This window comes from Halorubrum depositum, assembly GCF_007671725.1.
GTDB lineage: Archaea > Halobacteriota > Halobacteria > Halobacteriales > Haloferacaceae > Halorubrum > Halorubrum depositum.
The window spans coordinates 1006909-1031839 of record NZ_VCNM01000002.1 but is presented as its reverse complement, the minus strand read 5'-3'; the positions used below and the strand labels follow the sequence as shown (position 1 = coordinate 1031839).

At 70.5% G+C, this 24931-nt stretch carries 27 protein-coding genes; 18 read left to right on the top strand and 9 right to left on the bottom strand.

Annotation, left to right across the window (positions count from 1 at the left end):
• The first annotated feature begins 22 nt into the window (after window positions 1-22).
• The gene (locus tag FGM06_RS12640) at window positions 23-1255 is read left to right on the top strand and encodes an MFS transporter (protein WP_144799594.1); all 1233 of its coding nucleotides are present in this window, start codon (window positions 23-25) and stop codon (window positions 1253-1255) included.
• Between the two features lie 94 nt (window positions 1256-1349).
• Here FGM06_RS12640 and FGM06_RS12635 read toward each other — a convergent pair whose 3' ends face one another.
• On the bottom strand, window positions 1350-1961 hold the full coding sequence (locus FGM06_RS12635; RefSeq protein WP_144799593.1) for a TetR/AcrR family transcriptional regulator: 612 nt from the start codon (window positions 1959-1961) through the stop codon (window positions 1350-1352).
• Window positions 1962-2062: 101 nt separating this feature from the next.
• On the opposite strand from FGM06_RS12635, the gene FGM06_RS12630 reads away from it, so the two are divergent.
• Together FGM06_RS12630 and FGM06_RS12625 are read left to right on the top strand one after the other, a co-directional pair.
• On the top strand, window positions 2063-3418 hold the full coding sequence (locus tag FGM06_RS12630; RefSeq protein WP_144799592.1) for an amidohydrolase family protein: 1356 nt from the start codon (window positions 2063-2065) through the stop codon (window positions 3416-3418).
• A 37-nt stretch (window positions 3419-3455) separates the two neighbouring features.
• A complete protein-coding gene (locus FGM06_RS12625; protein ID WP_144799591.1) occupies window positions 3456-4349 on the top strand; it encodes a fumarylacetoacetate hydrolase family protein in 894 nt (297 codons plus the stop codon).
• Window positions 4350-4854: 505 nt separating this feature from the next.
• On the opposite strand, the gene FGM06_RS12620 is transcribed toward FGM06_RS12625, so the two are convergent.
• Window positions 4855-5862: a TatD family hydrolase gene (locus tag FGM06_RS12620; protein ID WP_144799590.1), complete on the bottom strand. Its 1008-nt coding sequence runs from the start codon at window positions 5860-5862 to the stop codon at window positions 4855-4857.
• A 153-nt stretch (window positions 5863-6015) separates the two neighbouring features.
• On the opposite strand from FGM06_RS12620, the gene FGM06_RS12615 reads away from it, so the two are divergent.
• Window positions 6016-7068, top strand: a complete 1053-nt coding sequence (locus FGM06_RS12615; RefSeq protein WP_144799589.1) for a WD40/YVTN/BNR-like repeat-containing protein — start codon at window positions 6016-6018, stop codon at window positions 7066-7068.
• Window positions 7065-7502 carry a DoxX family protein gene (locus tag FGM06_RS12610; protein WP_144799588.1) on the top strand — a complete coding sequence of 146 codons (438 nt, stop codon included), beginning with the start codon at window positions 7065-7067 and terminating at the stop codon, window positions 7500-7502. The genes FGM06_RS12615 and FGM06_RS12610 overlap by 4 nt, the downstream gene beginning before the upstream one ends.
• Window positions 7503-7538: 36 nt before the next feature.
• Here FGM06_RS12610 and FGM06_RS12605 read toward each other — a convergent pair whose 3' ends face one another.
• A complete protein-coding gene (locus tag FGM06_RS12605) occupies window positions 7539-7928 on the bottom strand; it encodes a DUF2237 family protein (RefSeq protein ID WP_144799587.1) in 390 nt (129 codons plus the stop codon).
• Between the two features lie 84 nt (window positions 7929-8012).
• Here FGM06_RS12605 and FGM06_RS12600 point away from each other — a divergent pair, with 84 nt between their 5' ends.
• From FGM06_RS12600 to FGM06_RS12580, 5 genes are all read left to right on the top strand, one after another.
• On the top strand, window positions 8013-9365 hold the full coding sequence (locus FGM06_RS12600; protein ID WP_394348622.1) for an MFS transporter: 1353 nt from the start codon (window positions 8013-8015) through the stop codon (window positions 9363-9365).
• Between the two features lie 42 nt (window positions 9366-9407).
• Entirely contained in the window at window positions 9408-11255 is a 1848-nt protein-coding gene (locus FGM06_RS12595) for a helix-hairpin-helix domain-containing protein (RefSeq protein ID WP_144799586.1), read from the top strand.
• Window positions 11255-11458, top strand: coding sequence for a Mut7-C RNAse domain-containing protein (locus FGM06_RS12590; protein ID WP_144799585.1), 204 nt, complete (start codon window positions 11255-11257; stop codon window positions 11456-11458). The genes FGM06_RS12595 and FGM06_RS12590 overlap by 1 nt, the downstream gene beginning before the upstream one ends.
• An 81-nt stretch (window positions 11459-11539) precedes the next feature.
• Window positions 11540-12184: a DUF7095 family protein gene (locus FGM06_RS12585; protein WP_144799584.1), complete on the top strand. Its 645-nt coding sequence runs from the start codon at window positions 11540-11542 to the stop codon at window positions 12182-12184.
• A 91-nt stretch (window positions 12185-12275) separates the two neighbouring features.
• The gene (locus FGM06_RS12580; protein WP_144799583.1) at window positions 12276-13430 is read left to right on the top strand and encodes a pyridoxal phosphate-dependent aminotransferase; all 1155 of its coding nucleotides are present in this window, start codon (window positions 12276-12278) and stop codon (window positions 13428-13430) included.
• 3 nt (window positions 13431-13433) lie between these two features.
• On the opposite strand, the gene FGM06_RS12575 is transcribed toward FGM06_RS12580, so the two are convergent.
• The 5 genes from FGM06_RS12575 to FGM06_RS12555 form a co-directional block, all read right to left on the bottom strand.
• Window positions 13434-14162 carry a 3-oxoacyl-ACP reductase family protein gene (locus FGM06_RS12575; RefSeq protein ID WP_144799582.1) on the bottom strand — a complete coding sequence of 243 codons (729 nt, stop codon included), beginning with the start codon at window positions 14160-14162 and terminating at the stop codon, window positions 13434-13436.
• Between the two features lie 51 nt (window positions 14163-14213).
• Window positions 14214-15020 (bottom strand): class I SAM-dependent methyltransferase, encoded by an 807-nt coding sequence (locus tag FGM06_RS12570; protein WP_144799581.1) that lies wholly within the window; start codon window positions 15018-15020, stop codon window positions 14214-14216.
• 66 nt (window positions 15021-15086) lie between these two features.
• Window positions 15087-15545 (bottom strand): hypothetical protein, encoded by a 459-nt coding sequence (locus FGM06_RS12565; RefSeq protein WP_144799580.1) that lies wholly within the window; start codon window positions 15543-15545, stop codon window positions 15087-15089.
• A gap of 106 nt (window positions 15546-15651) precedes the next feature.
• Window positions 15652-16527 carry a deoxyribonuclease IV gene (locus FGM06_RS12560; RefSeq protein ID WP_144799579.1) on the bottom strand — a complete coding sequence of 292 codons (876 nt, stop codon included), beginning with the start codon at window positions 16525-16527 and terminating at the stop codon, window positions 15652-15654.
• A gap of 71 nt (window positions 16528-16598) precedes the next feature.
• Complete coding sequence (locus tag FGM06_RS12555; protein ID WP_144799578.1) at window positions 16599-17507, bottom strand: lipoate--protein ligase family protein; 909 nt, start codon at window positions 17505-17507, stop codon at window positions 16599-16601.
• A gap of 142 nt (window positions 17508-17649) precedes the next feature.
• Between FGM06_RS12555 and FGM06_RS12550 the strand changes: the two genes are divergently transcribed.
• From FGM06_RS12550 to FGM06_RS12540, 4 genes are all read left to right on the top strand, one after another.
• Window positions 17650-18564 carry a serine/threonine-protein kinase RIO2 gene (locus FGM06_RS12550; RefSeq protein WP_144799577.1) on the top strand — a complete coding sequence of 305 codons (915 nt, stop codon included), beginning with the start codon at window positions 17650-17652 and terminating at the stop codon, window positions 18562-18564.
• 138 nt (window positions 18565-18702) lie between these two features.
• Window positions 18703-19131 (top strand): metal-dependent transcriptional regulator, encoded by a 429-nt coding sequence (locus FGM06_RS12545; RefSeq protein ID WP_144799576.1) that lies wholly within the window; start codon window positions 18703-18705, stop codon window positions 19129-19131.
• A gap of 117 nt (window positions 19132-19248) precedes the next feature.
• The gene (locus FGM06_RS16085; protein ID WP_186311016.1) at window positions 19249-19416 is read left to right on the top strand and encodes a hypothetical protein; all 168 of its coding nucleotides are present in this window, start codon (window positions 19249-19251) and stop codon (window positions 19414-19416) included.
• 1 nt (window position 19417) lies between these two features.
• Window positions 19418-19753, top strand: coding sequence for an amphi-Trp domain-containing protein (locus FGM06_RS12540; protein WP_144799575.1), 336 nt, complete (start codon window positions 19418-19420; stop codon window positions 19751-19753).
• A 37-nt stretch (window positions 19754-19790) separates the two neighbouring features.
• On the opposite strand, the gene dpsA is transcribed toward FGM06_RS12540, so the two are convergent.
• The gene (gene dpsA / locus FGM06_RS12535; protein WP_144799574.1) at window positions 19791-20336 is read right to left on the bottom strand and encodes a DNA starvation/stationary phase protection protein DpsA; all 546 of its coding nucleotides are present in this window, start codon (window positions 20334-20336) and stop codon (window positions 19791-19793) included.
• A 254-nt stretch (window positions 20337-20590) separates the two neighbouring features.
• On the opposite strand from dpsA, the gene FGM06_RS12530 reads away from it, so the two are divergent.
• Genes FGM06_RS12530 through FGM06_RS12515 form a run of 4 tightly spaced genes read left to right on the top strand, consistent with a single transcriptional unit; the run spans window position 20591 to window position 24899 of the window.
• A complete protein-coding gene (locus FGM06_RS12530; RefSeq protein ID WP_144799573.1) occupies window positions 20591-21817 on the top strand; it encodes an ABC transporter substrate-binding protein in 1227 nt (408 codons plus the stop codon).
• A complete protein-coding gene (locus tag FGM06_RS12525; protein WP_144799572.1) occupies window positions 21814-22824 on the top strand; it encodes an FAD-dependent oxidoreductase in 1011 nt (336 codons plus the stop codon). The genes FGM06_RS12530 and FGM06_RS12525 overlap by 4 nt, the downstream gene beginning before the upstream one ends.
• A complete protein-coding gene (locus FGM06_RS12520; protein ID WP_144799571.1) occupies window positions 22821-23999 on the top strand; it encodes a FecCD family ABC transporter permease in 1179 nt (392 codons plus the stop codon). Before FGM06_RS12525 ends, FGM06_RS12520 begins: the two co-directional genes overlap by 4 nt.
• Window positions 24000-24899, top strand: coding sequence for an ABC transporter ATP-binding protein (locus tag FGM06_RS12515; protein ID WP_144799570.1), 900 nt, complete (start codon window positions 24000-24002; stop codon window positions 24897-24899).
• Window positions 24900-24931: the final 32 nt, after the last annotated feature.

Sequence of the window (24931 nt, the reverse complement as noted above, 5' to 3'; positions counted from 1 at the left end):
CCCACCCGGCTACGGTCGATAGATGGAGCTCAGGCGGACCGGCGGCTACGACGCACTGATCCTCGTCTCGGTCATCTGGTTCCTCGGGAAGTTCGCTCGCTACCTCTTCCCGCCGCTCTTCGGTCCGCTCCAGTCGACGTACGGCCTCAGCAACGCCACGATCGGGGCCGCCTTCTCGGGGTTCATGGTCGCGTACGCGCTGATGCAGTTCCCCAGCGGCGCGGTCGCCGACCGGATCGGTCCGGTCCCCGTGGTCGTCGCCGGCGCGTCGGTCGCGGGGGTCGGCGCCCTCGCGCTCGTCGTCGACTCGCCGTTCGCGGCGCTCGTCGCGGCGATGGTCGTCATCGGCGTCGGGACGGGCGTCCACAAGACGGTCGCCGTGCGCCTGCTCGCTCGCGTCTACCCGGCTCGAATGGGGCGGATGCTCGGCATTCACGACACGCTCGGCGCGCTGAGCGGGGTCGTCGCGCCCGCGGTCGTCGTGGCGTTCCTCTCGCCGCCGGCGGCGCTCGCGCTCGCCCTCGACTGGTTGCCCGGCGCCGACTGGCGCGCGCTCTTCCTCCTGACCGGGATCGGCTTCCTCGCGCTCGCCCTCGTCTCCGCCCTCCGGCTCGGCGGGCGCTTCGCGGAGGAGAGCCTCGCGACCGACTCGGGCGAATCCGAGTCGACGGATGCACGCGAATACCTGCGTCAGTTCGGCGACCGACGCTTCTCGGCGTTCGTCTCGGTGACCGTCGGCGTCTCGTTCGCTCACAACGGTCTCGTCGCGTTTCTCCCGCTGTACCTCTCCGAGGAACTCGGGCTCGCGACCTCGACCGCGGGCCTGCTGTATTCGGTCCTCTTCGCGGTCGCGCTCGTCCAGCTCCTCAGCGGTGACCTCTCCGATCGGGTGGGCCGGTTCCCGGTGATCGTCGCGACGAGCGGGCTGGCGGCGGCCGGGCTGGCGGCGCTCGTACTGCTCCCTCCCCTCGACGTCGGCGTCGTCGCGGCCGCCGTCGCCGTCGCCGGTTTCGGCGTCGGGTCACACGGGTTTCAGCCGGTCCGAAGCGCGTACCTGATGGAGCTGCTTCCGGAGCGGCTCGCCGGCGGCGGGCTCGGCGTCGTCCGGACGCTACTGATGGGGGCCGGCGCGCTCGCGCCGGGAATCGTCGGCGTCGTCGCTGACACGGCCGGGTTTCGGCCCGCGTTCGGCCTGCTCGCGGTGGTCCTCGCGGTGTCCGCGGCCGGCACCGTCGCGCTGTGGCTCACCGAGTGAATCGGCGAACCGTCTGCCGTTCCGGCCCCGGCGGGGAGCGGTCCGGCGACCGTTCGACCAACATCCCGGTCGTCGGCCCTCGGCGCCGCGTCCGTCAGTCGTCGGCGTACAGCGAGTCGAGGATGAACTGGTCGATGGCCTTCCGCGCCTCGGCCGGCGCGTCCTCGTGGCCGAGCGCCATCCGGCGGCCGCGCGCGGCGTGGATGACGTCGGTGATGAGCTGACCCATCCGCTTGGCGTCGACGGGCTCGAACTCGCCCCGTTCGATCCCCTCTTCGACGACCTCGACGATGCTCCCGCGGATGCGGTCGTAGTGCTCGTTGAATATCTCCCGGTGGTCGCCGTCGTTCTGTGCGTGGGTGTACAGCTCGTGGTACACCTTCATGCGCTCCCAGTGCGAGAACTCCTCGAACTCCGGCCCGAACAGGCACTGGTCGATCCGCGCGTCGAGCTCCGTGCGGGGGTCGTCCTCGTGGACCTCGACGCTCCCCTCGTACTGGTCGATGACGTACTCGAGGAACGACGACAGCAGGTCGTACTTGCCGTCGAAGTGGTAGTGGATCACCTGTCGGGTGAGGTCCATCTCCTCGCCGATGTCGCGCATCCGGAGGTCCGTGTACCCGTGCTTGCTCAGCGCACGGAACGTGGCCTCCATGATCACCTCCTCGGTGTCCTTGGAGGAGACGGTCTCGCGGGAGTCGCTCATACGACCCTCTCCGACGGTGAGACACATAAGCGATCCCACCGATCGGCCGGATTTACCATACAGTAAATTTTTAACCTCTTGGTCAAACGGTACAGTCGGACATGACACGAAAGATCATCCGGAACGGGACGGTCGTCTCTCTCGATCCCGACGTCGGAGATTTCGAGGAGGCGGACGTGCTGATCGAGGACGGCGAGATCGTCGACGTCGGCCGCGGGCTCTCGACCGAGAACGCCGAGGTCATCGACGCCACCGGTCAGATCGTCGTCCCCGGCTTCGTCGACTCGCACATCCACCTCGCGCAGACGCAGGTGCGGGGGATCGCCGGGGACTGGTCGCTCATGGGTGAGTACTTCGACCACATGCTCGGCAACATCACCGGGCTGTATCAGCCTGAGGATATGTATCTCGGCGGGCTCTACGGCGCGTTCGAGAAGCTCCACACGGGAACGACCACCGCGCTGGACTGGTCGTACCCCAACACGCTCGAACACGGCGAACGCGCCGTCGACGCGCTGCAGGACACCGGCCTGCGCGCGGTGTACACCTACGGCCCGCCGGGCGACGACGCGGCGAAGTGGTGGTACGAGAGCGACGTCGGCCTCCCCGAGGAGAAGATCCGGAGCCTCTACGAGGAGAAGATCCGCGACGACGACCTGCTCAGTCTCGCCCTCGGGCTCCGCGGGCCGGACTTCTGTACCGACGAGACCGCCCGGGGCGACCTGGAACTGGCGCGGGACCTGGACGTGCTCTCGACGATCCACATGGGCGCCGCGCTGTGGCCGTCCTCGGAGTACGGCGAGGACTACCAGGGGTTCGGCTGCATCGAGGACATGCTCGGTCCCGACGTCAACGTCGCCCACGGGAACCACTTCTCGCAGGAGGACGTCGACCACGCCGTCGAGCAGGGCGTCTCCTTCTCCTCGACGCCGGAGGTCGAGATGCAGATGGGCCACGGCATCCCCGTCACCGGGAAGGTGCTCGAGGCCGGCGGGCGCCCGACGTGGGGCGTCGACGTCTGTTCGAACGTCAGCGGCGACATGGGCAGCCAGATGCGGATCGGGATGCAGCTCCAGCGGATGTTCGACAACCAGGCCGTCCTCGAGGGCGACGAGGAGGTCACCGAGGTGAGCATTTCGGCGCGCGACACCCTCGAGATGGCGACGATCGAGGGCGCGAAGGCGCTCGGGCTGGACGACGAGATCGGGACGATCACGCCCGGCAAGCGCGCCGACCTCGTCTTGTTCGACGCCTCGGACTTCATGACGGCGCCCTCGCACTCGCCGGTCCAGACCGTCGTCTTCCAGGCCGACCCCTCGCACATCGACACGGTGCTCGTCGACGGCGAGGTCGTCAAACGCGACGGCGAACTGACGAACCCGAAGGTCGACGAGGAGTTCGACCGGTTCGTCGCCTCCGGCGAGCGCCTGCTCGACGAGGCCGGCATCGACCTGTAAACCGCACGGACCGAATTCACTACCCCAACACATCTCAATGCGACTCGGACAATACCGAACGGCGGACGCGGAAGACCCCTGGTGCGGCGCGCTGATCGACGACGGCGACGCCGTCGTCAACCTCCCCGAGGCGGGCGCGGCCACCGGGGTCCACATCGACGGCGGAACGACTGGCCTACTCGCCGACTGGGAGTGGCGCCGGAAGGCCGAGCTGGCGGTCGAGTACGCGACGGAGACCGGCGTCGGGCGCTACGACGCCGACGCCGTCTCGCGGGCGGCGCCCGTCTCCGACCCGCAGAAGGTCGTCTGCGTCGGCCTCAACTACCGCGACCACGCGGAGGAGGGCGACAACCCGATCCCGGACGAGCCCGTCCTCTTCTCGAAGTTCCCCACCTCGGTGACGGGGCCGGAGGACACGGTTTCGTGGGACCCGGAGCTGACGCAGAAGGTCGACTACGAGGCGGAGCTCGTCGCCGTCATCGGCGAGGAGGCGCGCCGCGTCGACCCAGACGAGGCGATGGACCACGTCGCCGGCTTCACCGTCGGCAACGACGTGTCGGCGCGCGACCTCCAGCACGGCGACGGCCAGTGGGTCCGGGGCAAGAGCCTCGACTCGTTCGCCCCGATCGGCCCGGAGATCGTGACCACCGACGAGGTGGACGACCCCCACGACCTCGCGATCTGGGCGGACGTGAACGGCGAGCGGCTCCAGGAGTCGACGACGGCGAACCTGATCTTCGGGATCGACGACCTCGTCTCCTTCTGCAGTCGGGCGTTCACGCTGAAGCCCGGCGACCTGCTCTTTACCGGCACGCCGCCGGGCGTCGGCGTCTACCGCGAGCCGCCGGTGCTTCTTGAGGACGGTGACAGCGTCACAATCGGCGTCGAGGGCGTCGGCGAGCTGACGAGCGAGTTCGCGTACGACAAATAATAGCGACGCGACGACTCTCCCGGGAGTACGTGAGCCGAGTCGGCTCGCGACTTTTATAAGTGGTCGAGTGGTGTTGCCGTCGGCTGTTTATCGGTGGTCGCTGACGCTGCGGTGAACACCTCCAACGCCCCAGCCGCTCGCTTATAAATCGCTGACTACGGATCGGCGGGGAACACCTCCAAAGCCCCAGTCGCGAGGACGACGTACGCTCGCTGCGCTCCTCAGTCGCTCGTTTCACTCGCTCCTTGCGGTGCTTTCGTCGCCTAAGTCGTCCTCGCGACTGCCCCTTTGAGTCCCACCCGCACAGCACCGCACCTCACACCTCCCCAGCCTCGTCGCTGGCGCCGCCGGCGCCAGCGACTCCCTCGCGCGTGCTCCTCGTGGCCTGTCGGCCACTCGGAGGCGCGCGCCACCGCACGGTGCCGGTTTATAAACGATCGTCGCCGTCGCTCAGGGATCTGCCTGAAGGACGTGGTTTCGACGGATCGTTCCGGCGGAATCGTGCCTACTCCTGCTCGAAGTCGAAGACCTCTCGCGGGTTCTCTAACACCACTTTCCGGATGTCGTCGACGTCGATCCCGTACCGGTACAGCTCGAAGATCGCGCGCTTCAGGGCGTACGGGTCGGTCCGGAGGACGTTCGCGCAGTCGGTGTCGACCATGATCCGGTCGGGGCCGTACTCGTCGATGGCGTCGGCGACGTCGGCGGCGTCGACGCCGACGAGCCACGAGTGCCCGATCGTGTAGCTCAGGTAGCAGTCGGTCTGCTCCATCAGGTACGCCGTGTTGTTGCGGTCGGCGTGGGAGGCGACGACGCGCTCGTCGTCGAGTCCGGCGTCGCGCATCGCCTCCACGTCGAGTCGCACCGCGTCGAGCGCGGGATTCTCGCCGTCGAGGACCGGGTCGGTGCCGAGCCCCGCGTTCTTCTCGTAGCCGGGGGTCACGCCGAGCCCGTCGCGGTACGGTCGCTTCGACTCCGCCGACGTGTTCGGCGTGTGGAGGATCACGGGGAGCCCGTGGTCGCGCGCGAGTTCCATCTGCGCCCCGACGACCGCCTGCTGCTCGTCGAGGGCCCACCCCTCGACGTGGCCGGCGGGGACGACGCCGGTCTCGCCGACCGCGACGACCTCGTCGAGCGCGCAGTACGCGTCCATCGCCGTCAGCAGCTCGTCGGGGTTCTCGATGCGGACGCCGGTGTGGACGCCGAGCCCGAGCTTCGCCTCGAAGAAGTGGTTCCGCTCGATGGCCGCGCGGCGGTTGATCGCGTCGTCCCAGAGGAACCGGATATCGTCTGCCTCGACCGGTTTGTACGGGGTCCAGTGGTAGCCGGACGCGACCATGAGCATGGAGCGACAGCCGGCGAGCGCGTAGCGCTCGCGGTCGTCCCACGAGAGCGTGTGCGCGTGGTTGTGGATGTCGATCCACGGGAGGTTGAGCAGCTCCCGCGGGAGGTCGATGTCGTCGTCGAGGTGCGCCGCGTCGGTCGGTCGCTTCGTCGGATAGGATGTGGTCATGGGTGGGAGCGTGTTAGAGCCGCCGGCGCCGCGCCGTTCCGGCACGGTCGCGCCGCCGGCGGCCCCTCGTCGCTCTCCGCTTGCACCCCCGGCCACTTAGCGTTTTACAGCTTGGTAAAAACTTTAGTACGCGTCCGACGCACGTGTTCGTGTATGACGCTTTTGATCGGGACGGACGACGGACTGTACCGGGTCGACGACGTGCCGTTCGACCGGGCGGACGCGGAGCGGGTCCTCGACTGCGAGGTCGTCACCGCGGTGAAGTCGTGGGACCACGCGGAGGGCGTCTTCGTCGCCTCCTCGACGGGCGCGTACCGCTCCCGCGACGGGGGCCGGACGTGGGAGGACCTCGAGGTCCCCCTCGGCGACCGCTTCTGGCACGCCGGCCAGAGCGAGGTCTGGTCGATCCTCGCGACCGCCGACGGCGCGCTGTACGCCGGGACGAACGACCCGTACATCTTCCGCTCGGTCGACGACGGGGAGACGTGGACGGAGCTGAAGGGGTTCCGTGACCTGCCCTCGCGCGGCCACTGGGAGTCGCCGATCGACCCCCACTACGCCAGGCTCCGGGCGCTCGAGGTCGTCCCGGGCCGACCGGAGCGGCTGATCGCGGGCGTCGAGGCCGGCGGGATCCACCTCAGCGACGACGCCGGGCAGACGTGGACGGACCGGCGCGACACGATCGTCGACGACGTCCACCAGATCCTCCCGATCTCGGAGGACGTCTGGCTCGCGGCGACCGGGTATCTCGACCATAACCTGGAGAACCTCGGGCTCGGTCACGCGGTCGGCGAGGGCGGCCTCTGGCGGACGACCGACGCGGGCGAGTCGTGGAGCCGGGTCGACGTCGGGAACGACTTCTCGTACGTCCGGCGGGTGTTCGTCCACGACGGCACCGTCTTCTTCTGCGGCGGCGAGGAGGCGCCGCCGGCGTGGGTGAACGACGACCACGGGGTCGCGCTGTTCGAATCGACGAACTTCGGCCGCGACTTCGAGCGCGTCCCCTTCCCGGGCGAGCCCCACGAGGTCGTCGAGACGTGGGCCGTCTACGACGGCGACGTGATCTGCGGCTCCGGGCTGTTCGACGTGCCGGACCAGCGCGACGACGTCGAGGGCCGGATCATGCGCCGGGGCGACGACGGCGCCTACGAGACGGTCGGACGCGTCGACGCGAACGTCAGCCGCATCGAGGTGGTGTCGGCGTGAGCGACGACGACGCGGCCTCGACCGACGACGCGGCGCCGACCGCCGAGTCCGCTTCGTCCGCGACCCCCCCGTCGGCGATCGGACGCGCCCTCTACGGCGGCATCCTCGCGTACATGGCCGTCGACGGGTTCCAGAACAACGAGAAGCGGGTCTCGGTCGCCGAGGAGAAGGGCGTCCCGATGCCCGACGTGCTCGTCCCGTTCGTCACCGGGATGCTGTTCGTCGCCAACCTCGGCGTCGTCTTCTGGAAGTTCCCGCGCGCGTCCGCCGGAGCGCTGATCGTCTTCTTCCTCGGGACGACCCCCGCGATCCACGACTTCTGGACGATGGAGGGGAAAGAGCGCCACGGCAACAAGATCAACTTCCTGAAGAACGTCGCGCTCCTCGGCGGCGCGGTGATGTTGCTGGACGCGGCCGCCGAAGACGCCGAGTAGTCGACTGTCCCGCGCGGCTCGCGTTTATTCTCCGAGCTACCCCTCCGGATCGAACGTTTCCGGGTCGAACTCGTGCTCTCGGAGCCGGTCGGGGTCGACGGCGCGGAGCACGGACTCGTTCGTCGCCTCCAGCACGACCGGCGGCGCGACCCCGGCGTCGGCCGCCTCGACCCACCGGCCGACGCAGAGACACCAGCGGTCGCCGGGCTCCAGCCCGGGGAAGTCGAACTCCGACCGCGGCGTGACGAGGTCGTTCCCCCGCTCCCGGCCGTACGCCAGGAACTCCGCCGTCACGACCGCACAGAGGGTGTGCTCGCCGACGTCGCCGTCGACGTCGCGGAGGTACCCCGTCGTCGGCTCGCGCCCGCAGGGCGCTAGCTCGCCGCCGAACACGTTGCGGTCGCCGTCGGTCTCGTCGGTGGACACGTCCCCCGTTCGGTGACCGCGCGACTTATCGGTGGTGCCGGAGCACGCCTCGATCCCGTTCCGCGCCGCCGAGCGCGCCGTCGGATCGGTGCGTCTATCCGACGGCCCGCTTCAATCGGTGGCATGGCCGAACGCTGGCTGTACGGGTGGGGGCTCGGGTCCGTCGCGCTCGGGGGCGCCTCGCTCGTCGTCCCGCTGTACGTCGTCGAACTCGGCGGCGGGCCGTTCGTGCTCGGCGTGCTCGCCGCGGTCGCCGCCGTCGTCGGGGTTCCCGCCGCGCTCGGCGCCGGTCGGATCGCCGACCGGACCGGAAAGCGGCGCCCGATCGTGCTCGCGATGCTGGCGCTCGTCGCGGCCGGCATCGCCGTGATCCCGCTCACCGATCGGGTGACGCCGGTGATCGTCGCGAACGGCGCGATCTGGTTCGCGTTCGCGGCGGCGACGCCCGTCCTGACGCTGCTCGCGGTCGCCGACGTCCCGGAGAGCGCCTGGAGCGAGCGGATCGCCCTGCTGAACCAGTACCAGGGCGTCGGCTGGGCGCTCGGGCTGCTGCTCGGGGCGGTCTGGACGGGGATCGGCGACCGGTTCCTCCCCGCCGAGGCCGTGATCCGGTGGCTGTTCGTCCCGTTCGCGGTCTGTGCGGTGTTCGGACTCGTCCTCGGAGTCCGGACGCTGCCCGCGGACCCGGGCCCCGGCGGCGACCGGCGCGCGTCGGGGACGCGCCTCCGGCGCGCCATCCGCGCGGCCGACCGCTTCAGCGTCCGGACCGCCGCGTTCCCCTTCACGGTCGGGCGGGCCGACTTCCGCGGGCTCCACCCCCGGCGGTTCGTCGAGCGGTTCACCCCGGCGCTCGCGCTGTACTTCGCCGCCGTCTTCTGTTTCTTCGCCGGCTTCGCCGTCTTCTTCGCGCCGCTGCCGGCGTTCCTCACCGCCGTCGGTTTCGGCTCCGACGGCGTGTTCGCGCTGTACCTGATAAACGGTCTCGCCGCCGCGGCCTTCTTCGGCGCCGCGGGGCGGTTGACCGCCGACCGCGACGCCGCGCTCTTACAGATCGCTTCGCTCTCGACGCGCGCGGTCGCGCTCCCCGCGGTCGCGCTCGTCGGCGCGACGTGGGGCGCGGCCGCGTTCGGGTTCGGCGCCATCGCGGCCGTCTTCGCCGTGATCGGGGTGACGTGGGCGGTGATCGCGGTGACCGCGGGGACGCTCGTCACCCGGCTCTCGCCGCTGTCGATCCGGGGCGAGGCGCTCGGCACCTACGCCGCCCTCGGCGCCCTCGCGGGCGGAGTCGGGAGCGTCGTCGGCGGCTGGCTCGCCGCCCTGAGCTACGCCGTCGCGTTCGGCGCCGCCGGCGGACTGGTTCTCCTCGGCGCGGTGCTCGTTCTCCTCGTCAGGCGGTACACCGCCGCGGCGCCGCCGATCGACGGCGCCGCCCGGTGATCGGCCGACAGTATAAGGAGCGCCCGGCCGAAGCCCGAGCAAATGAGCCGGAACGACGAGGTCGCCGCCCTCTTGGAGGAGTTCGCCGACCTGCTCGAGGCGACGGGCGTCGAGTACAAGCCGACCGCGTACCGCCGCGCCGCCGAGAACGTCCGCGAGCACACCGCGCCGATCGAGAACCTCGCGGGAGAGGGGGAGGACGCGGTCGCCGAGATCGACCGGGTCGGCGACGCGATCGCGTCGAAGATCGTCGAGTACTTCCAGACCGGCGAGATCGAGGAGCTGGAGGACCTCCGCGAGGAGCTCCCGGTCGACATGGCGGGGCTCACCGCCGTGGAGGGCGTCGGCCCGAAGACGGTCGGGAGCCTCTACGAGGCGCTCGGCGTCACCACGCTCGACGAGCTGGAGGCGGCCGCGGAGGCGGGCGAGATTCAGACGGTCTCCGGCTTCGGCGCGAAGACCGAGGAGAACATCCTCGAGAACATTCCGTTCGCCCGCGAGGCGCGGAAGCGGACCCGGCTCGGCGACGCCCGGCCCGTCGCCGACGCGGCGCTCGCGTACCTGACCGACCTCGACGCGGTCGCGTCGGCCGAGGTGTGCGGCTCGATCCGGCGCTGGAGGGCGACGATCGGCGACATCGACCTCCTCGTCGCCAGCGACGCGCACGAGTCGGTCGTCGAGGCGTTCACCGGCTGGCCAGAGGCGGACGCGACGATCGAGGCGGGCACCGGGAAGGCGAGCGTCCGCGCGGACGGGACTCGGGTCGACCTCCGGGTCGTCGACGCCGCGGAGTTCGGCGCCGCGCTCCAGTACTTCACCGGTTCGCGCGCCCACAACGTCGCGGTGCGCAACCGCGCCATCGACCGCGACCTGAAGCTCAACGAGTACGGGCTGTTCGACGTGAGCGGCGTCGACGACGCGGACGGCGACGCGAACGCCGGAGACGACGGAGCCGACGCCGATTCCCGGCGCGTCGGCGAGCGCGTCGCCGGTGAGACCGAGGCCGGCGTCTACGAGGCGCTCGACATGGCGTTCGTCCCGCCGGAGCTCCGGGAGGACAACGGGGAGGTGGAGGCGGCCGCGGCGGGCGAGCTCCCGGAGCTCGTCGAGACGGGCGACCTGCGCGGCGACCTCCACACCCACACCGACTGGTCGGACGGCGGCTTCTCGATCGCGGAGATGATCGAGGCCGCCGCGGAGCGCGGCTACGACTACCACGTCGTCTCCGACCACGCCGCCGGCCCGGGGATCTTCGGCAACACCGGCCTCGACGAGGCCGACATCGCCGAGCAGGCCGCGGCGGTCGAAGACGCGGTGAGCGAGGTCGACGGCGCCGTGATGGGGCGCGAGAGCGACGGCGCGGGCGCCGGCGATGACGCCGACGCCCGGATCGCGGTGTTCCACGGTATCGAGGCGAACATCGACGCGGAGGGAGCGATCACCACCGACGACGCGACGCTCGCCGACCTCGACCTCGTCGTCGCCTCGCCGCACTCCGCGCTCGGGCAGGACGACGACGCCGCCACGGAGCGGCTGATCCGGGCGGTCGAACACCCTCACGTCGACGTCCTCGGCCACCCGACCGGCCGGATCATCAACAGCCGGCCGGGGATCTCGCCCGACATCGAAGCCGTCGTCGCGGCCGCGGCCGACGCCGGCACCGCGATCGAGGTGAACGCGAACCCCGCCCGCCTCGACGCCGACGGCGACGCGGTACGGGCCGCGATCGACGCGGGCGCCGCGATCGCCGTGAACACCGACGCCCACTCGCCCCGCGAGCTCGACAACGCCCGGTACGGCGTCCACACCGCCAGGCGCGGCTGGGCCGAGACCGCCGACGTGATCAACGCGCGCTCGACCGCCGGCCTGCGCGAGTTCCTCGACGACTGATGTCGGCCGGCGACGGCGGCGCCGCCGACCCCGACGACCGCCCCGAGTACGTCCCAGACGACGTGGGAGCGTCGCCGGCGGCCGGGTCCGATTCCGCCCCTGAGGCCGACCTCCGCCCCGCGTGGCGCTGTCGCGACTGCGACCAGTGGTTCTGGAAGGGGAGCCACTGGGCGTCGGTCGCCGAGCGGATCGACGGGATCTGACGCCGCGGCCGACGCCGACGAGGCCGCCGCGTCCCCGCCCGAGCGAAACCGGTTTGCCCGCGACCCGCCTACGACCCTCCAATGAACCGCGAGCAGGCGGTCGACCGGCTGGAGACCCTCGTCGACCGGGTCGAGACGGAGACGATGCCGGTCCCCGTCCGCGAGGTGTGGGCGTTCGGCGACGTCGCGCTCGGGCTCGACCCCGTCGAGCGCCTCGACGTCTACCTCACCAAGGACGTGATCATGGGCGGCGATAGCGAGGCGGCCGCCGCGTTCGAGGCCGAGTACGGCGTGAAGGGGGTCGGCACCTCCGTGCGCGCCGAGTGGGCCGAGGCGCACCCGGACCGCGTGCGCGCGAGCGACAACGGGTACGCCGCGCCCGAGAAGTGCCTCGCAGCCGAGCTCGTTCAGGGGGACGAACCGATCCACCTGGAGGTGTGTAACGCGAGCTTCGAGGACAACGTGCGCCAGCGCCTGAAGGGGGCGCTCGCCCGCGACGCCTACGAGGAGGTGCTCGACCCGCGCGGGGTCTGCCTGTGGGTCGACGGCACCCGCGACGCGGAGGCGTTCGACCGGCTCCGCGAGGCCTCCCTCGCGATGCCGACGCTCCCCGCCGCGCTCGGGATGCTCGGCGCCGACGAGGAGGTGGCGCGCGAGGCCGCGGACGTGCTCAAACGGGAGCGCGCCGAACAGGAGGGCGCGTCGGTGCGCGGCGACATGGTGTAGCCGGCGGACGGCGATCGACGCGTCCCCTCCCCCGCCGGCCGCGTTTGGCCGCCACCCGACGGCTTTTTGCGCGGTTCGCCGTGTGGACGGTATGCCGACTCCCACCGACCGCGTCCGACGCGCGGAGCGCTCGCGGATCCGCGTGATGTTCGACCTCGCACAGCGTCACGACGGCGACCTCGTCCGGCTGGAAGTCGGCGAACCGGACTTCGACACGCCCGAGCACGTGATCGACGCGGCCGCGAGCGCCGCTCGCGGCGGCGCGACCCACTACACCTCGAACGCGGGGCTCCCCGAGTGCCGGCGGGCCATCACCGACACGCTCGCGACCGAATACGGCGTCGAGCACGACCCGGACGAGATCGTCGTCACCGTCGGCGGGATGGAGGCGCTCCACCTCGCCGTCCTCGCGACGGTGTCCCCGGGCGAGGAGCTGCTCGTTCCGGGGCCGACGTGGCCGAACTACGAGACGCAGGCGACGCTCGCGGACGGGACGTTCCGCGAGGTGCCCATGCCGGCCGAGACGGGGTTCGCCCTCGACGCCGACCGCGTGATCGACGCGATGAGCGACGACACCGCGGCGGTCGTGCTCACGACGCCGTCGAACCCGACCGGGCGCGTCTTCGACCCCGACGAGTGCCGGGCGGTCGTCGAGGCCGCGGCCGAGCACGACGCGTACGTGATCGCCGACGAGGTGTACCTCGGGCTCACGTACGACGGACCGGCCCGGGGGATCGCCGCCGTCACCGGCCACCCCGACCACGTGCTAACGGTCGGCTCCTGCTCGAAGCGGTACGCGATGACCGGCTGGCGCCTCGGCTGGCTCGCGGGCGACCGGGAGGTGATCGACGAGGTGGTGACGGTCCGGGAGTCGACCACGGCCTGCGCGTCGAGCGTCGCCCAGCACGCCGCGATCGCCGCCCTCACCGGCCCGCAGGGGCCGTTCGAGGAGATGTACCGCGCGTTCGAGGAGCGACGCGACCTGGTCGTCGACCGGATCGACGCCATCGACGGGCTCTCGGCTCCCCGCCCCGAGGGCGCGTTCTACGCCTTCCTCGACCCCGGTATCGACGCGCCCGCCATCGATGTCGCGAAGTACCTGCTCCGGGAGCACGGCGTCGTGCTCGCGCCCGGCGACGGCTTCGGCGACACGGCGCCCGGGCGGCTCCGGCTCTCCTTCGCCAACTCCGTCGACCGGCTGGAGGAGGGGTTCGACCGGATCGAGGCCGGGCTGGCGGAGTACTAGCCCCTACCGCATCAGCTCCCCGCCGTTCACGTTCAGCGTCTCTCCCGTGACGAACGTCGCGTCCCGGAGGTAGGCGGCCGCGTCGGCGATGTCCTCGGGCTGGCCGTATCGGTCGACGGGGATCTCGGCCAGTTCTTCGCGCTTCTCTTCCGGGGTCCGGTCGTCGGTCATGTCCGTCTCGACGTGGCCGGGCGCGATCGCGTTCACCCGTATCTCGGGCGCGAAGTCGCCGGCGTGGCTCCGGGTGAGCGAGAGGAGCGCGCCCTTCGAGGCGGCGTAGTGACACTCGATCGGCGCCCCGGTGTGCGCGAGGATCGACGAGACGTTCGTCACCGAGGGGTCGTCCTCGGACGCCCGGAGGTGCGGGAGCGCCGCCTTCGTGACGGTGAACGCGGAGTTGACGTTGACGTCCATGACCCGGTCGAAGTCGTCGGGACTCAGGTCTTCGGTGTACACGTGCTGGTCGATCCCGGCGTTGTTGACGACGTGGTCCACCCCGCCGAACGCGTCGGCGGCGGTCTCCACGAGGCGCGCGGCGGCGTCGGGGTCCGAGACGTCCGCGCCGACGGCGACCGCCTCGCGCCCTCGGTCGCGGACCGCGTCGGCGACGGCCTCGGCGGCGTCGTCGCTGGCGCGGTAGTTGACGGCGACGTCGTAGCCGTCGTCTGCGAACCGGAGCGCGATCGCCCGTCCGATACCCCTCGAAGACCCCGTCACGAGTGCGGCCGGCATGTCGCACGGATCGCTCCCCGCCGACTTCGACCTTCCGGCCGTGGGGGTCGCCTACGCCACCCGACCCACCGTCACGTCGAACGGGACGCGCTCGACGCGCTCGTACTCGCCGGCGCCGATCGCGTCGACCACCTCGCGGCCCATCTCGCGCCAGCGCCGCCGGAGGTCGTCGTAGGCGTCCACGGAGGTCGCCGCCACCAGCTCGTCGCGGTGGTCGGCGAGCCCGGCCCCGGACGCTTTCCGAGCGGCGGACGAGAGCGCGGGCTCGGCGTACGGCGGGGTGGTCCGCTTCTCGTGGACGTACCGGCGCGTCCGGAGGTCCTCGAGCCCCGCCCTCGCGAACGCCTCGCGCACGCGGTCGCCGAGGGCGACGTCGGTGTCGACGCCGTCGAGGTACGCCTCGCGGGCCTCCCGCTCCAGTCGCTCCTCGGCGGCGACAGTCGAACTGACCGTCACGTCGCCGTTGTCCGGTTCGATCGCGGCGACGAGGTCGGAAGAGACGCGGGCGAGCTCCCGGACAGCGGCGGTCGGGTCGGGGAGGTTGATGAGGAGGGCCTGACAGACGCCGAGGTCGACGGCGTCGTCCGGGAGCGGGAGCCGAGTCGCGTCGCCGGCGACGTACGGGAGTTCGGTCTCCTCCCGGGCGACCGCCAGGAGGTCGGGGTCGGCGTCGACGCCGATCACGGTCGCCTCCGGGCCCGCCTCCGCGGCGAGGACGCGAGTCAGCTCGCCGGTGCCGCAGCCGACGTCGAGCACGCGGCGGCGACTCGCCAGCTCGAGGTCCGCGAGGGCTTCCCGGCCGTCGGCCCACATTCCCTGCCGGGTGTGTTCGAGGTACTCCGCGGAGAAGCGTCGCACGGCCCCGCGTTCGGCGCGGGGCGAATTAAACGTGGGGAACTCGACCGTCCGGGCGAGATTCGGCTCTCACTCCTCGTCGCCGTCGCTCCCGAACCCGGCGAGGTCCGAGAGCAGCGCGGCGGTGACGCCGGCGCAGTAGCCGACGAACGCGCCGGTCAGCCCGACCGCGGCGAACGCCATCGTCACCCCGCCGATCGGGGAGTCGCCGGGGCCGACCCCCGGCACGCCGAAGACGGTCCCGACGACGACGAGCGCGGCGAAGACGACCGCGGGCACCGCTCCCACCGCGAGACACGCCGGGCCGCCGCAGCGCGCGTACCCGCCGACGGCCGCGATCGGCGCCGGTGCGTAGAAGGCCAAGAGCGGCACGAGCCGGTCGGTCAGCGCCGCCGCGGTCGGGATGCCCGCGCGCTCGGCGACGACCGCGACCGCTAGCGAGAGCGCCACCAGACCGGCGAACCCGCCGACCATCGTGAGGGCCAGGCGGCGCCGGCGACCGATGAGGAGCGCCTCAGTGGTGGTCATATCCGTGGATCACGGCCCCGAGTATATAAATCCGCGTCGGACAATTTTAAATAAATTTCGAGGATCCCCGTCGCATCGCTCCCGTGACGGCTCGGGCGCCCCGAACTCACTCCGCGCGCAGCTCGCGGACGCGCTCGATGTTCCACGCGAAGCTCTTCCCGTTCTCGGTCGGCGTCTCCAGCGCCAGCGGCACGTCCGCCAGGTCCGGGTGGTTGACGATCCGCTCCATCCCGGCCTCGCCGATGTGCCCCTCGCCGATGTGCGCGTGCTCGTCCTTGTTGGTGCCGCAGGCGTGTTTCGAGTCGTTGAGGTGGATGTACTCGAGGTGCTCTAAGCCGACGACGTCGTCGAACTCGGCGACCGTCTCGTCGACCGCCTCGGACGTCGAGAGGTCGTATCCCGCCGCGAACGCGTGGGCCGTGTCGACGCAGACGTCGATGTCGGTGTCGGTGCGGTCGATGATCCCCGCGAGGTGCTCGAACTCGTCGCCGAGCTTCGTCCCGGCGCCCGCGTCGCTCTCGATGAGGATCGTGACGCCGTCGGGAACGTCGATGTCGTCGATAACGCTCGCGGCGTTGTCGAGACCGCCCTCGACCCCCGCGCCCGTGTGCGCGCCGAGGTGAACGTTGACGTACGGAATATCCAGCTTCGCGGCCGCGTCGACCTCCTTCTGCATCGAGTCGAGCGACTTCTCGCGGAGCCCTTCCTTCGGCGTACAAAGGTTGACGAGGTAGGAGGTGTGGATCACCCACGGTCCCACCAGGTCGCGTTCGGTCCCCTCGCGGAACTGCTCGGCCTCCTCGTCGCCGATGTCCGGGTCCTGCCACACCTGCGGGGAGTGCGTGAATATCTGCCCGCAGTTGCCGCCGAACTGCTTCTGTCTGAACACCGCGTTCGCGATGTTTCCGTACGGCGGGGTTTCGGGATCGTTGGACGCGCGCGACCCGGAGATCGAGACGTGCGCGCCGACCTTGAGGCTCATACCGCCACAACGGGGGCGACTGAAAAAGCCCCTTCGGAACCGGGCGGTCCCGCCTTCCCCGTCTCCGGCGACTACGCGCCGTCGTTTCCCGGTCGCGTCCGGACCCACCCGTCGTCGCGGTACTTCTCCTCGACGAGCTCCTCGGCCCGGGCGAGCTCGGCGCTCGACCACGATCCGTCACGGTCGAGCGCGACCGCGTCGCCCTCGGCGTCGTCGCTGTCGTCCGCTCCGACTACCCACGCGACGAGCGCGCCCTCGACTGCCGCCACGGCGTCCGCCCGATCGACCTCGACCAGCTCGTCCATGCCGACGACGCGCTCGCGGAACTCCTCGGGGGACACCGGCGGGTCGGAGAAGACGCCGAGGTGGCGTTCCGCGTCGACGGCGAACGTCAGCGAGCCGTGCTGGATCACGGCGTCGCGCTTGCGGTACTGCGCGTTGCCGGCGATCTTCCGGCGGTCCGTCGCGCCGTCGTCGCTCGATCCCTCCGAGCCGTCCGCTCCGTTCGACCCCGCCACCACGTCGTGCGCGGGGTGGAGCTCCCGGAGGTAGCAGGCGGGGTGGTACAGCTCCGGCATCGACTCCTCGACGTAGCCCGCGTCGATCCCGAGGCGGTCGAAGGCGTCGAGGACCGGTTCGCAGAGCAGGTGGTAACAGTCGAGTAGCTCGCCGGGCACGTCGGCGGCGGGCACCGCGATCGAGTAGGCGACGTCTCCGTGCGCGTCGTGGTAGATCCCGCCGCCGCCGGTCTGGCGGCGAGTCACGTCGATCCCCTCGCGCTCGCAGAACGCCCAGTCGACCGTCTCCGGGTCCTGTCGGTAGCCGAGCGTGAGACAGCTCGGGTCCCACCGGTACGTCCGGAGCGTCGCCGGTCCGCCCGCGGCGGCCGTCTCCGCCGCCACCTCGTCGAGCGCCATCTGCATCGGCCCCGGGCGGGCCTCCTCCCGGATCAGCCGCCAATTCCCCGTCGGCGCGGTCATGCGCGCCTCTCCGCCCGCCGCCCCGAAAGCGGTTGCGCTCGCGCGGCGGCGGCAAATCCGCATTTTCTATCGCGGAATACCATTTATTGACACCGCTCGCGGAACGCGCGCCTCTTTTAGGAATCGCCGGAGTAGGGGCCGTATGGTTCGAAACGTCGCCGGCGACATGGCGGAGCTCGATCCCGAGGACTTCTACCTCCTCTCGGGCGTCGAGCAGGGGATGCGGTTCTCCGAGTGGGTCCGCCGGGACAAGCTCCCCGACTACGCCGACCTGACGCGCGAGGAGGTCGACTACCGGATCGACCGGTGTCTCGACCGCGAGCTGATCGAACGGAAGACGATCCAGTACGAGGGGTACCAGCTCACCTTCGAGGGGTACGACGCCCTGGCGCTCCGCACGTTCGCCGAGCGCGAGACCATCGACGGCGTGGGCTCGCCCCTGGGGTTCGGCAAGGAGGGAGACGTGTACGAGGCGCAGTCGTTCAAGCCGCTCGCATTGAAGTACCACCGCGAGGGGTACACCAACTTCCGCGAGGTGCGCCGCGAGCGCGAGTACACCGCCGACCGCGACCACGTCTCCTGGATGTACACCGCGCGCAAGGCGGCCGAGCGCGAGTACGAGGCGATGGAGGCGATGTACCCCGACGTGAGCGTGCCGCGGCCGGTCGACCACAACCGGCACGCCATCGTGATGGACAAGTTCGACGGCGCGGAGCTCGCGCGCGCGAAACTCGAGCCCGAACAGGCCTCCGCGGTCCTCGATCTGGTCCTCCGCGAACTGGTCACCGCCTACGACCTCGGCTGGGTCCACGCCGACATGTCCGAACACAACGTCGCGGTCGCGGAGAGCGGCGTCACGATCTTCGACTGGCCGCAAGCGGTCCCCGTCGACCACGAGAACGCCCGCGAGTTCCTCGAGCGCGACGTCGCGAACCTCATGCGGTACTTCAGTCGGAAGTATCCCCACGAGGTCCCCCGAGACGCCGATATCGAGGGAATCGCCGGCGCTATCGCCGACGGCTCGTTCGAGAGCGTTCGGGCGTTCGCGGCCGAATAAATCATCTGTCGCTATATCGAATACGCTTCTCGTCGCTCGGGTTCCGTCCGCTCTGCCGACGGCCCCACTTTCGGTCGCGTCAGTGATCGAGCGGCTTCCTTCCGCAACTGGTTTATATTGTTAGGCTGGCCTAAAAATATGGCCGCAGCAGGCGATCGAGGGGGCGGGCGGGTACCGCAGTACCTTCTCGCCCTGTACATCGCGGAACATCGGGGGAAGCCTCCGATTCCGTCCGGGCGCGTCGCCGACCTGCTCGACCGCTCTCCGGCCGCGGCGACCGAGATGCTCCAGCGGCTCGAGGCCGACGGCCTCGTCGTCCGGGAGCCGTACGCGGGGGCGACGCTCACGGACGGCGGCCGAGAGCGCGCGGCGAAACTCCACGAGTCGTACGTCCTGCTCTCGTGGTTCTTCCGCGAGGTGCTCGGCCTCGACGCCCACGAGCGCGAGGCGATGGAGATGGCGGGGCTGATAAGCCCCGACGTCGCGGACCGCCTCGTCGGGCTCCTGTCCGAAGGTGCCGACCTCTCTCCCGACGAATTGGTGGTCTCGTCGCCCGAGACCGAGTGAACGGCGCCTCGGACGACCGACCCCGCGCCCGGTCGCGCGTCTCGCGGCCCCGAGAGCCCTCCCGACCGTTGACCGCAACCGCATCCTTTTTGTTTTAGGTTTGCCTAAAGAGGCGCAATGTCAACGGCCGCGCGGTCCAGCATCGAGGCTCGATCCGAATCGGAAACGACTCGAACTCCGGCTATCAACGTCTGTGAGGGGCGTCCCGGTCGGTCCGTGTTCATGGAGGTCGACAACACGGACGGGTGGATCGCGAGCGACCTCGTCGTCGACGTGAGTCGATAACATGTCCAACGAACCGTCCGCCACCGATCCCGATTCCGACTCGGACCCGGAACGGTCGTCCGAGCCGGACGGCGATCGGACGGTGATCGCGGGTCGGAACTTCGAGCAGGAGTACCGGCTCGACGCGAGCGAGGCCGGCGAGTTCCTGATCGCGCTCGGCGAACAGCTCCGCGACGGCGACGAACTCAGGATCGAGACCGAGGAGTGGGAGCTCCCCTTCGCGTTCGGCGAGCCCGTGGAGCTCGAGATCGACTTCGAGGGCGTCGGCGAACCGGAGCTGGAGATCGAAGCGACGCTCCCGGGTCGGACCGACCAGACGGCGCCGGACGTCCGCTGAAGGGTCTCGGGCGTCTCGATCGGCGTGCGTTCCCCGACTACTCCGTCGCGGACTCCGTGACGAGCGTGTCGTCTTCGAGGTAGTGTTCGATGTGGTGGGCGTGTTCCTCGATGTCCTCCAGCTGTTCGCGGAGCATCTCGCCGGTCGCGTAGTCGCCGAGCCCCTCCGCCAGTTCGATGTGCTGCCGGTAGCTCTCGATGATGTCGCCCATCATCTCGAGGTCGTTCGCGAGCGACGTGCGGATGTCGTACACGTCCTCGTCCTCCGGCTCGACGGTGGCGTTCTCCGCGAGCGTCGTCATGCTGGCGTGCGGCACGCCACCGAGCGCCTGCAGCCGTTCGGCGAGTTCGTCGGCGGCCGCCTCGACGTCCTCGTACACCTCTTGGAGGAACACGTGGACGTCGAGGAACTCGGCCCCCTCGACGTTCCAGTGGTGCTTGTGAAGCTGGTGGTAGAGGACGTAGGCGTCGGCGAGGTCGGTGTTCAGCGCCTCGACGATCTGCTCGGCCTTCTCCGGTTCGACTCGCAGCGCGTTCTCCTCGACGGTGCCGGCGCGCTGTCGCGTCTCTTTCTGCGTGCTCATGACGGTTAGGCGTACGCCCCCGCTCCACTTATATCTTATCAACGTAAAAACACTTTTTCGCACCACCTAAAACACGAGAAAGCGGGCTACAGCGGATTCAAACGAGCAGATACCTCAGAACATATTAGATATAATATCTGTATTTTCTCCCGGATCAATCAGCCGAGAGCGACCCGACCGATTACGTGTCACTCTCGTTTTAGGCTCTCCTAAAATTCGAAAGCGATATATTCCTTTAGGGTGGCCTAAATCATATGTCGAACGACGCGGACGGAGACGGGCCGACGCGACGTGACGCGATCAGGTACGGCGGCGCGGTGATCGGCGCGGGCGTACTGGCGGGCTGTACCGGTGACGGCCCCGCCGGCTCTCCGGGGACGACCGACGGCGAGGCGGGCGACGGGGGCGACGACTCCGCGAACGAGTCCGACGACGGTGCGTCCGATGAGTCGGCGTCGAGCGACTCGTACGCGGTCGAGATGGCGCCGGTCGGCGAGCTCCGCTTCGAGGCGCCGCCGGAACGCGTCACGACGTACTTCCCGGGGTACGCCGACATGTGCGTCGCGCTCGGCGTCGAGGATTCGCTCGTCGCGATGGGTGAGAACTCCCGGTATCACGACCACCACTACGACGAGCTCGACGGGGTCGACGTCGACGTCGAGGGGCTCGACGACATCGTGCTGGACACGGGCATCGACAAGGAGGTCTTCTACGAGCTCGACAGCGACCTCCACCTCATCGACCCGGAGTGGCTGGTGAACAACTCGTTCTTCGGCCTCGACCGCACCGACGTCGAGGAGATCCGCGACAACGTCGCCCCGTTCTTCGGGAACACCGTCTTCCGCCGGACGGACCCGTGGCACGACTACCGGTACTACACGCTGTACGAGACGTTCGAGAAGGTCTCGCGGGTGTACGGTCGCGAGGACCGGTACGAGGCGCTCGAATCGTTCCACGACGAGTACGTCGCCGAGGTCCAGTCGCGGCTGCCGCCGGTCGACGACCGACCGACCGCCCTCCTGACGTACGGCGCCGGCGACGAGCCCGACCAGTTCTATCCGTACCGCGTCTCCGATCGGGGGACGAACAACAAGCAGTGGCACGACCTCGGCGTCGAGGACGCGCTCGCCGGCACCGGCGTCAGCGGTCTGAGCACCTCCGACCGCGGGACCATCGACTACGAGACGATGCTGGAGGTCGACCCCGACGCGATCCTCGTCCGCAGCGACACGATTCGGACCGCCGGCGAGTTCGAGGACACCGTCCTCGCGTACATGCGCGACCACGACGTGGCGAGCGAGCTCACGGCGGTCCAGGAGGGCCGGGTGATCCGCGGCGGGCCGATCTATCAGGGTCCACTCATCCACCTGTTCACGCTGGAGGCCGGCGCGCAGGGGCTGTATCCCGACGAGTTCGGCGCCGACGAGGAGCTGTTCGACCGCGAGGAGGTCGCCGCGATCGTCTCCGGAGGCGCGGAATGAGCCCCCCCGTCGATCGCGACGTCGTCGTGGTCGGCGGCGGTCCGGCGGGCTGTTCGGCCGCGATCTTCGCCGCGCGCGAGGGACTCGACGTCGCCGTCTTCGACCGCGGTCGGTCGTCGCTCGCCCGCTGCGCGCATCTGGAGAACTACCTCGGCTTCCCCGCGGGCGTCGACGTCGAGACCTTCGCCGACCTCGCGCACGCCCACGCGGAGCGCGCGGGGTGTTCGGTCGTCGCGGACCTCGTCGAGTCCGTCGACCGGCTGGACCCCGAGGCGGGCGAGCCCGACGGGGTCCCCGCCGGCTTCCGCGTCACGCCGCAGGCGGGCGATCCGGTCACCGCCCGCCGCGTCGTCGCGGCGACGCGGTACGGCGGCGGCTACCTCCGTGGGCTCGACAACGACGAGGCGATGTTCGAGACCCACGAGTACGACGGCGAGCGACGCGAGCACTTCGACCGGGGGTACGCCGACCGCGACGGGACGACGCCGGTCGAGGGGCTCTACGTCGCCTCGCCGTCCGACGCCGACCGTCAGGTCGTCACGGCGTCCGGGCGCGGCGCCCGTGTCGGGAAGCGGGTCGTCGCCGACGCGCGGATCGACGACGGCTGGTGGCCCGCGGCCGCCGAGGGCGTCGACTGGCTGCGTCGCGAGGCGGAGATGGACGACGAGCGGGCCGACCGCGACCGACGGGCCGAGCGGTTCGACGAGCGCCACGCCGACGGCCCGGTCGACCCGGACTCGGAGCGGTTCGCGCGCGTCCGCGAGGCCGCGATCGACGCGTCGCTCTCGTCGTACGTCGACGCCGACGAGGCCGAGTCGCGGGCGGCGACGGGGCGGCGCGCGCTCGCGGCGCACCTCGATCCGACCGCGGTCGTCGACGCCCACGGGGCCGAGGCGCTGCTCGACGCGATCGACGACGGGGCGATCGCGTCGTACGCGGCCGACGGCGGCTCCGCGGACGCCGAGGAACCGGCCGACGCCGGGACCGCCGCCGGAGGGACGCGATGAGCCGGGAAGGCTCCGCGGTGGGCGGCGGGGCCTCGACCCGCCGCTCGCAGGGGGCGAGCCGATTCGGCTGGCTGTTCGACCCCAAGCTGGTCACGGTCGCGCTCGCCAGCCTCGCGGTGGTCGTCGCCGCGGGGCTCGTGCAGGTGAGCTTCGGCGCGTACTCGATGACGGTCGGCGAGGCGTGGCGGGCCGTCCTCGACCCGGCCGTCCTGCTCGACTCGCGGTGGCTGCTCAACTTCCTCGTCGGCGAGGAGCTGATGCGGGCGGTCACGGGGTTTCGGGGCGAGCTCCCGGAGCTGTCGCACGGCACGCTGATCGTCTGGAACATCCGCCTGCCGCGGGTGATCGTCGGGGCGATCGTCGGGATGAACCTCGGCGTCTCGGGGGCGATCTTCCAGGCGGTCACGAGGAACGAGCTCGCGAGCCCGTTCATCCTCGGCGTCTCCTCCGGCGCCGGGCTGATGATCCTGCTGACGTTGGTCGTGTTCGGGAGCCTCTCGGCGTTCCTTCCGCTGATCGCGGCGCTCGGCGGCGCGGCCGCGTTCCTGATCGTGTACGCCATCGCGTGGAAGAACGGGACGAGCCCCGTCCGGCTCGTGCTCGCGGGCGTGATCGTCGGGACCGTCTTCGGGAGCCTCCAGACGGCGCTGTTCTTCTTCGCCGACGACATCGGCGTCGTCCAGTCGGCGATCCAGTGGACGACCGGCTCGCTGACCGGAACGGACTGGGAACAGGTGCGGCTGGCGCTGCCGTGGACGGTCGTCGCGGTGCTCCTCTCGATCGCCGGCTCGCGGCAGCTGAACCTCCTGCTCTTGGGCGAGCAGACCGCCAAGTCGCTCGGGATGTCGATCGAGAAGGTGCGGTTCGCGCTGTCGGGCGTCGCCGTGCTCGCGGCGGCCGCGAGCATCGCGGTGGCCGGCATCGTCAGCTTCGTCGGGCTGATCGTCCCGCACGTGGTGCGGAACCTCGTCGGGAGCGACTACAAGCGGGTGATCGTCGGGTGTCTGTTCGTCGGCCCCGCGCTGATGGTCGCCGCCGACGTGGGCGCCCGGCTCGGGATGAGCGTGGTGACGGGCGCGGACGCGCAGATCCCGGTGGGGATCGTCACCGGGCTCGTCGGCGGGCCGTACTTCCTGTACCTGATGCGGAGACAGCAGAACATGGGTGAACTCTGAATGTCCATCGAACGCGCGAACGCGACGGATCCGGACGAACTGAGCGGCGCGAACACACCGAGCGAAACGGACGGGGAGCGCGCGGCGGCGGACGCCGCCGACGCGAGCGACCTCGACGCCGAGGGGCTCGTGTTGGGGTATCCGACCGCCCCTGAGCCGGTCGTCGACGGCGCCTCGCTCGCGGCCGAACCGGGGGCGGTCACCGCCCTCGTCGGCCCGAACGGCTCGGGCAAGAGCACCCTGCTGAAGGGGTTGGCGAACCAGATCTCGCCCGAGGACGGCTCCGTGCTCCTCGACGGGCGCGACGTCCACTCGATGGACACGAAGGCGCTCGCCCGGAAGCTCGGCCTGCTGTCACAGGAGAGCACGTCGCCGGACGGCATCACCGTCGAGGACCTGGTCCATCACGGTCGCTATCCGCACCGCGGCTTCTTCGAGCGGACGACCGCCGAGGACGCCCGCGCGGTCGACCGCGCTATCGAGCTGGCGGGCTGTGGCCACCTCAGGGACCGCGAGGTCGGGAGCCTCAGCGGCGGACAGAAGCAGCTCGCGTGGATCGCGATGGTCCTCGCGCAGGACACCGACGTGCTCCTCTTAGACGAGCCGACGACGTTCCTCGACTTACACCACCAGATGGAGGTGATGGAGATCGTCGAGACGCTGCGCGACGAGAGCGACGTCACGGTCGTCGTCGTGCTCCACGACATCGAACAGGCCGCGCGGCTCGCCGACCGGATGGTCGCGCTCAAGGACGGCGAGATCCGAGCCCGCGGTCCCCCGGAGGAGGTCGTCACCGAAGACCTGCTCGCGGACGTGTTCCGCGTCGACGCCGAGGTCGTCGCCACCGAAAACGGCCCCCGCGTCACGCCCCTGCGCGCGCGGCACGAGGATCCGGAGTAGGGGCCGGGTCCGAGCGGCATCGGTTGGTTTAG

Bases quoted from the DNA above. Each gene is read 5' to 3' on its own strand.
- FGM06_RS12640 (WP_144799594.1), top strand. From the start codon at position 23: ATGGAGCTCAGGCGGACCGGCGGCTACGACGCACTGATCCTCGTCTCG.
- FGM06_RS12635 (WP_144799593.1), bottom strand. From the start codon at position 1,961: ATGAGCGACTCCCGCGAGACCGTCTCCTCCAAGGACACCGAGGAGGTG.
- FGM06_RS12630 (WP_144799592.1), top strand. From the start codon at position 2,063: ATGACACGAAAGATCATCCGGAACGGGACGGTCGTCTCTCTCGATCCC.
- FGM06_RS12625 (WP_144799591.1), top strand. From the start codon at position 3,456: ATGCGACTCGGACAATACCGAACGGCGGACGCGGAAGACCCCTGGTGC.
- FGM06_RS12620 (WP_144799590.1), bottom strand. From the start codon at position 5,862: ATGACCACATCCTATCCGACGAAGCGACCGACCGACGCGGCGCACCTC.
- FGM06_RS12615 (WP_144799589.1), top strand. From the start codon at position 6,016: ATGACGCTTTTGATCGGGACGGACGACGGACTGTACCGGGTCGACGAC.
- FGM06_RS12595 (WP_144799586.1), top strand. From the start codon at position 9,408: ATGAGCCGGAACGACGAGGTCGCCGCCCTCTTGGAGGAGTTCGCCGAC.
- FGM06_RS12590 (WP_144799585.1), top strand. From the start codon at position 11,255: ATGTCGGCCGGCGACGGCGGCGCCGCCGACCCCGACGACCGCCCCGAG.
- FGM06_RS12585 (WP_144799584.1), top strand. From the start codon at position 11,540: ATGAACCGCGAGCAGGCGGTCGACCGGCTGGAGACCCTCGTCGACCGG.
- FGM06_RS12580 (WP_144799583.1), top strand. From the start codon at position 12,276: ATGCCGACTCCCACCGACCGCGTCCGACGCGCGGAGCGCTCGCGGATC.
- FGM06_RS12575 (WP_144799582.1), bottom strand. From the start codon at position 14,162: ATGCCGGCCGCACTCGTGACGGGGTCTTCGAGGGGTATCGGACGGGCG.
- FGM06_RS12565 (WP_144799580.1), bottom strand. From the start codon at position 15,545: ATGACCACCACTGAGGCGCTCCTCATCGGTCGCCGGCGCCGCCTGGCC.
- FGM06_RS12560 (WP_144799579.1), bottom strand. From the start codon at position 16,527: ATGAGCCTCAAGGTCGGCGCGCACGTCTCGATCTCCGGGTCGCGCGCG.
- FGM06_RS12555 (WP_144799578.1), bottom strand. From the start codon at position 17,507: ATGACCGCGCCGACGGGGAATTGGCGGCTGATCCGGGAGGAGGCCCGC.
- FGM06_RS12550 (WP_144799577.1), top strand. From the start codon at position 17,650: ATGGTTCGAAACGTCGCCGGCGACATGGCGGAGCTCGATCCCGAGGAC.
- FGM06_RS12545 (WP_144799576.1), top strand. From the start codon at position 18,703: ATGGCCGCAGCAGGCGATCGAGGGGGCGGGCGGGTACCGCAGTACCTT.
- FGM06_RS16085 (WP_186311016.1), top strand. From the start codon at position 19,249: ATGTCAACGGCCGCGCGGTCCAGCATCGAGGCTCGATCCGAATCGGAA.
- FGM06_RS12540 (WP_144799575.1), top strand. From the start codon at position 19,418: ATGTCCAACGAACCGTCCGCCACCGATCCCGATTCCGACTCGGACCCG.
- dpsA (WP_144799574.1), bottom strand. From the start codon at position 20,336: ATGAGCACGCAGAAAGAGACGCGACAGCGCGCCGGCACCGTCGAGGAG.
- FGM06_RS12530 (WP_144799573.1), top strand. From the start codon at position 20,591: ATGTCGAACGACGCGGACGGAGACGGGCCGACGCGACGTGACGCGATC.
- FGM06_RS12525 (WP_144799572.1), top strand. From the start codon at position 21,814: ATGAGCCCCCCCGTCGATCGCGACGTCGTCGTGGTCGGCGGCGGTCCG.
- FGM06_RS12520 (WP_144799571.1), top strand. From the start codon at position 22,821: ATGAGCCGGGAAGGCTCCGCGGTGGGCGGCGGGGCCTCGACCCGCCGC.
- FGM06_RS12515 (WP_144799570.1), top strand. From the start codon at position 24,000: ATGTCCATCGAACGCGCGAACGCGACGGATCCGGACGAACTGAGCGGC.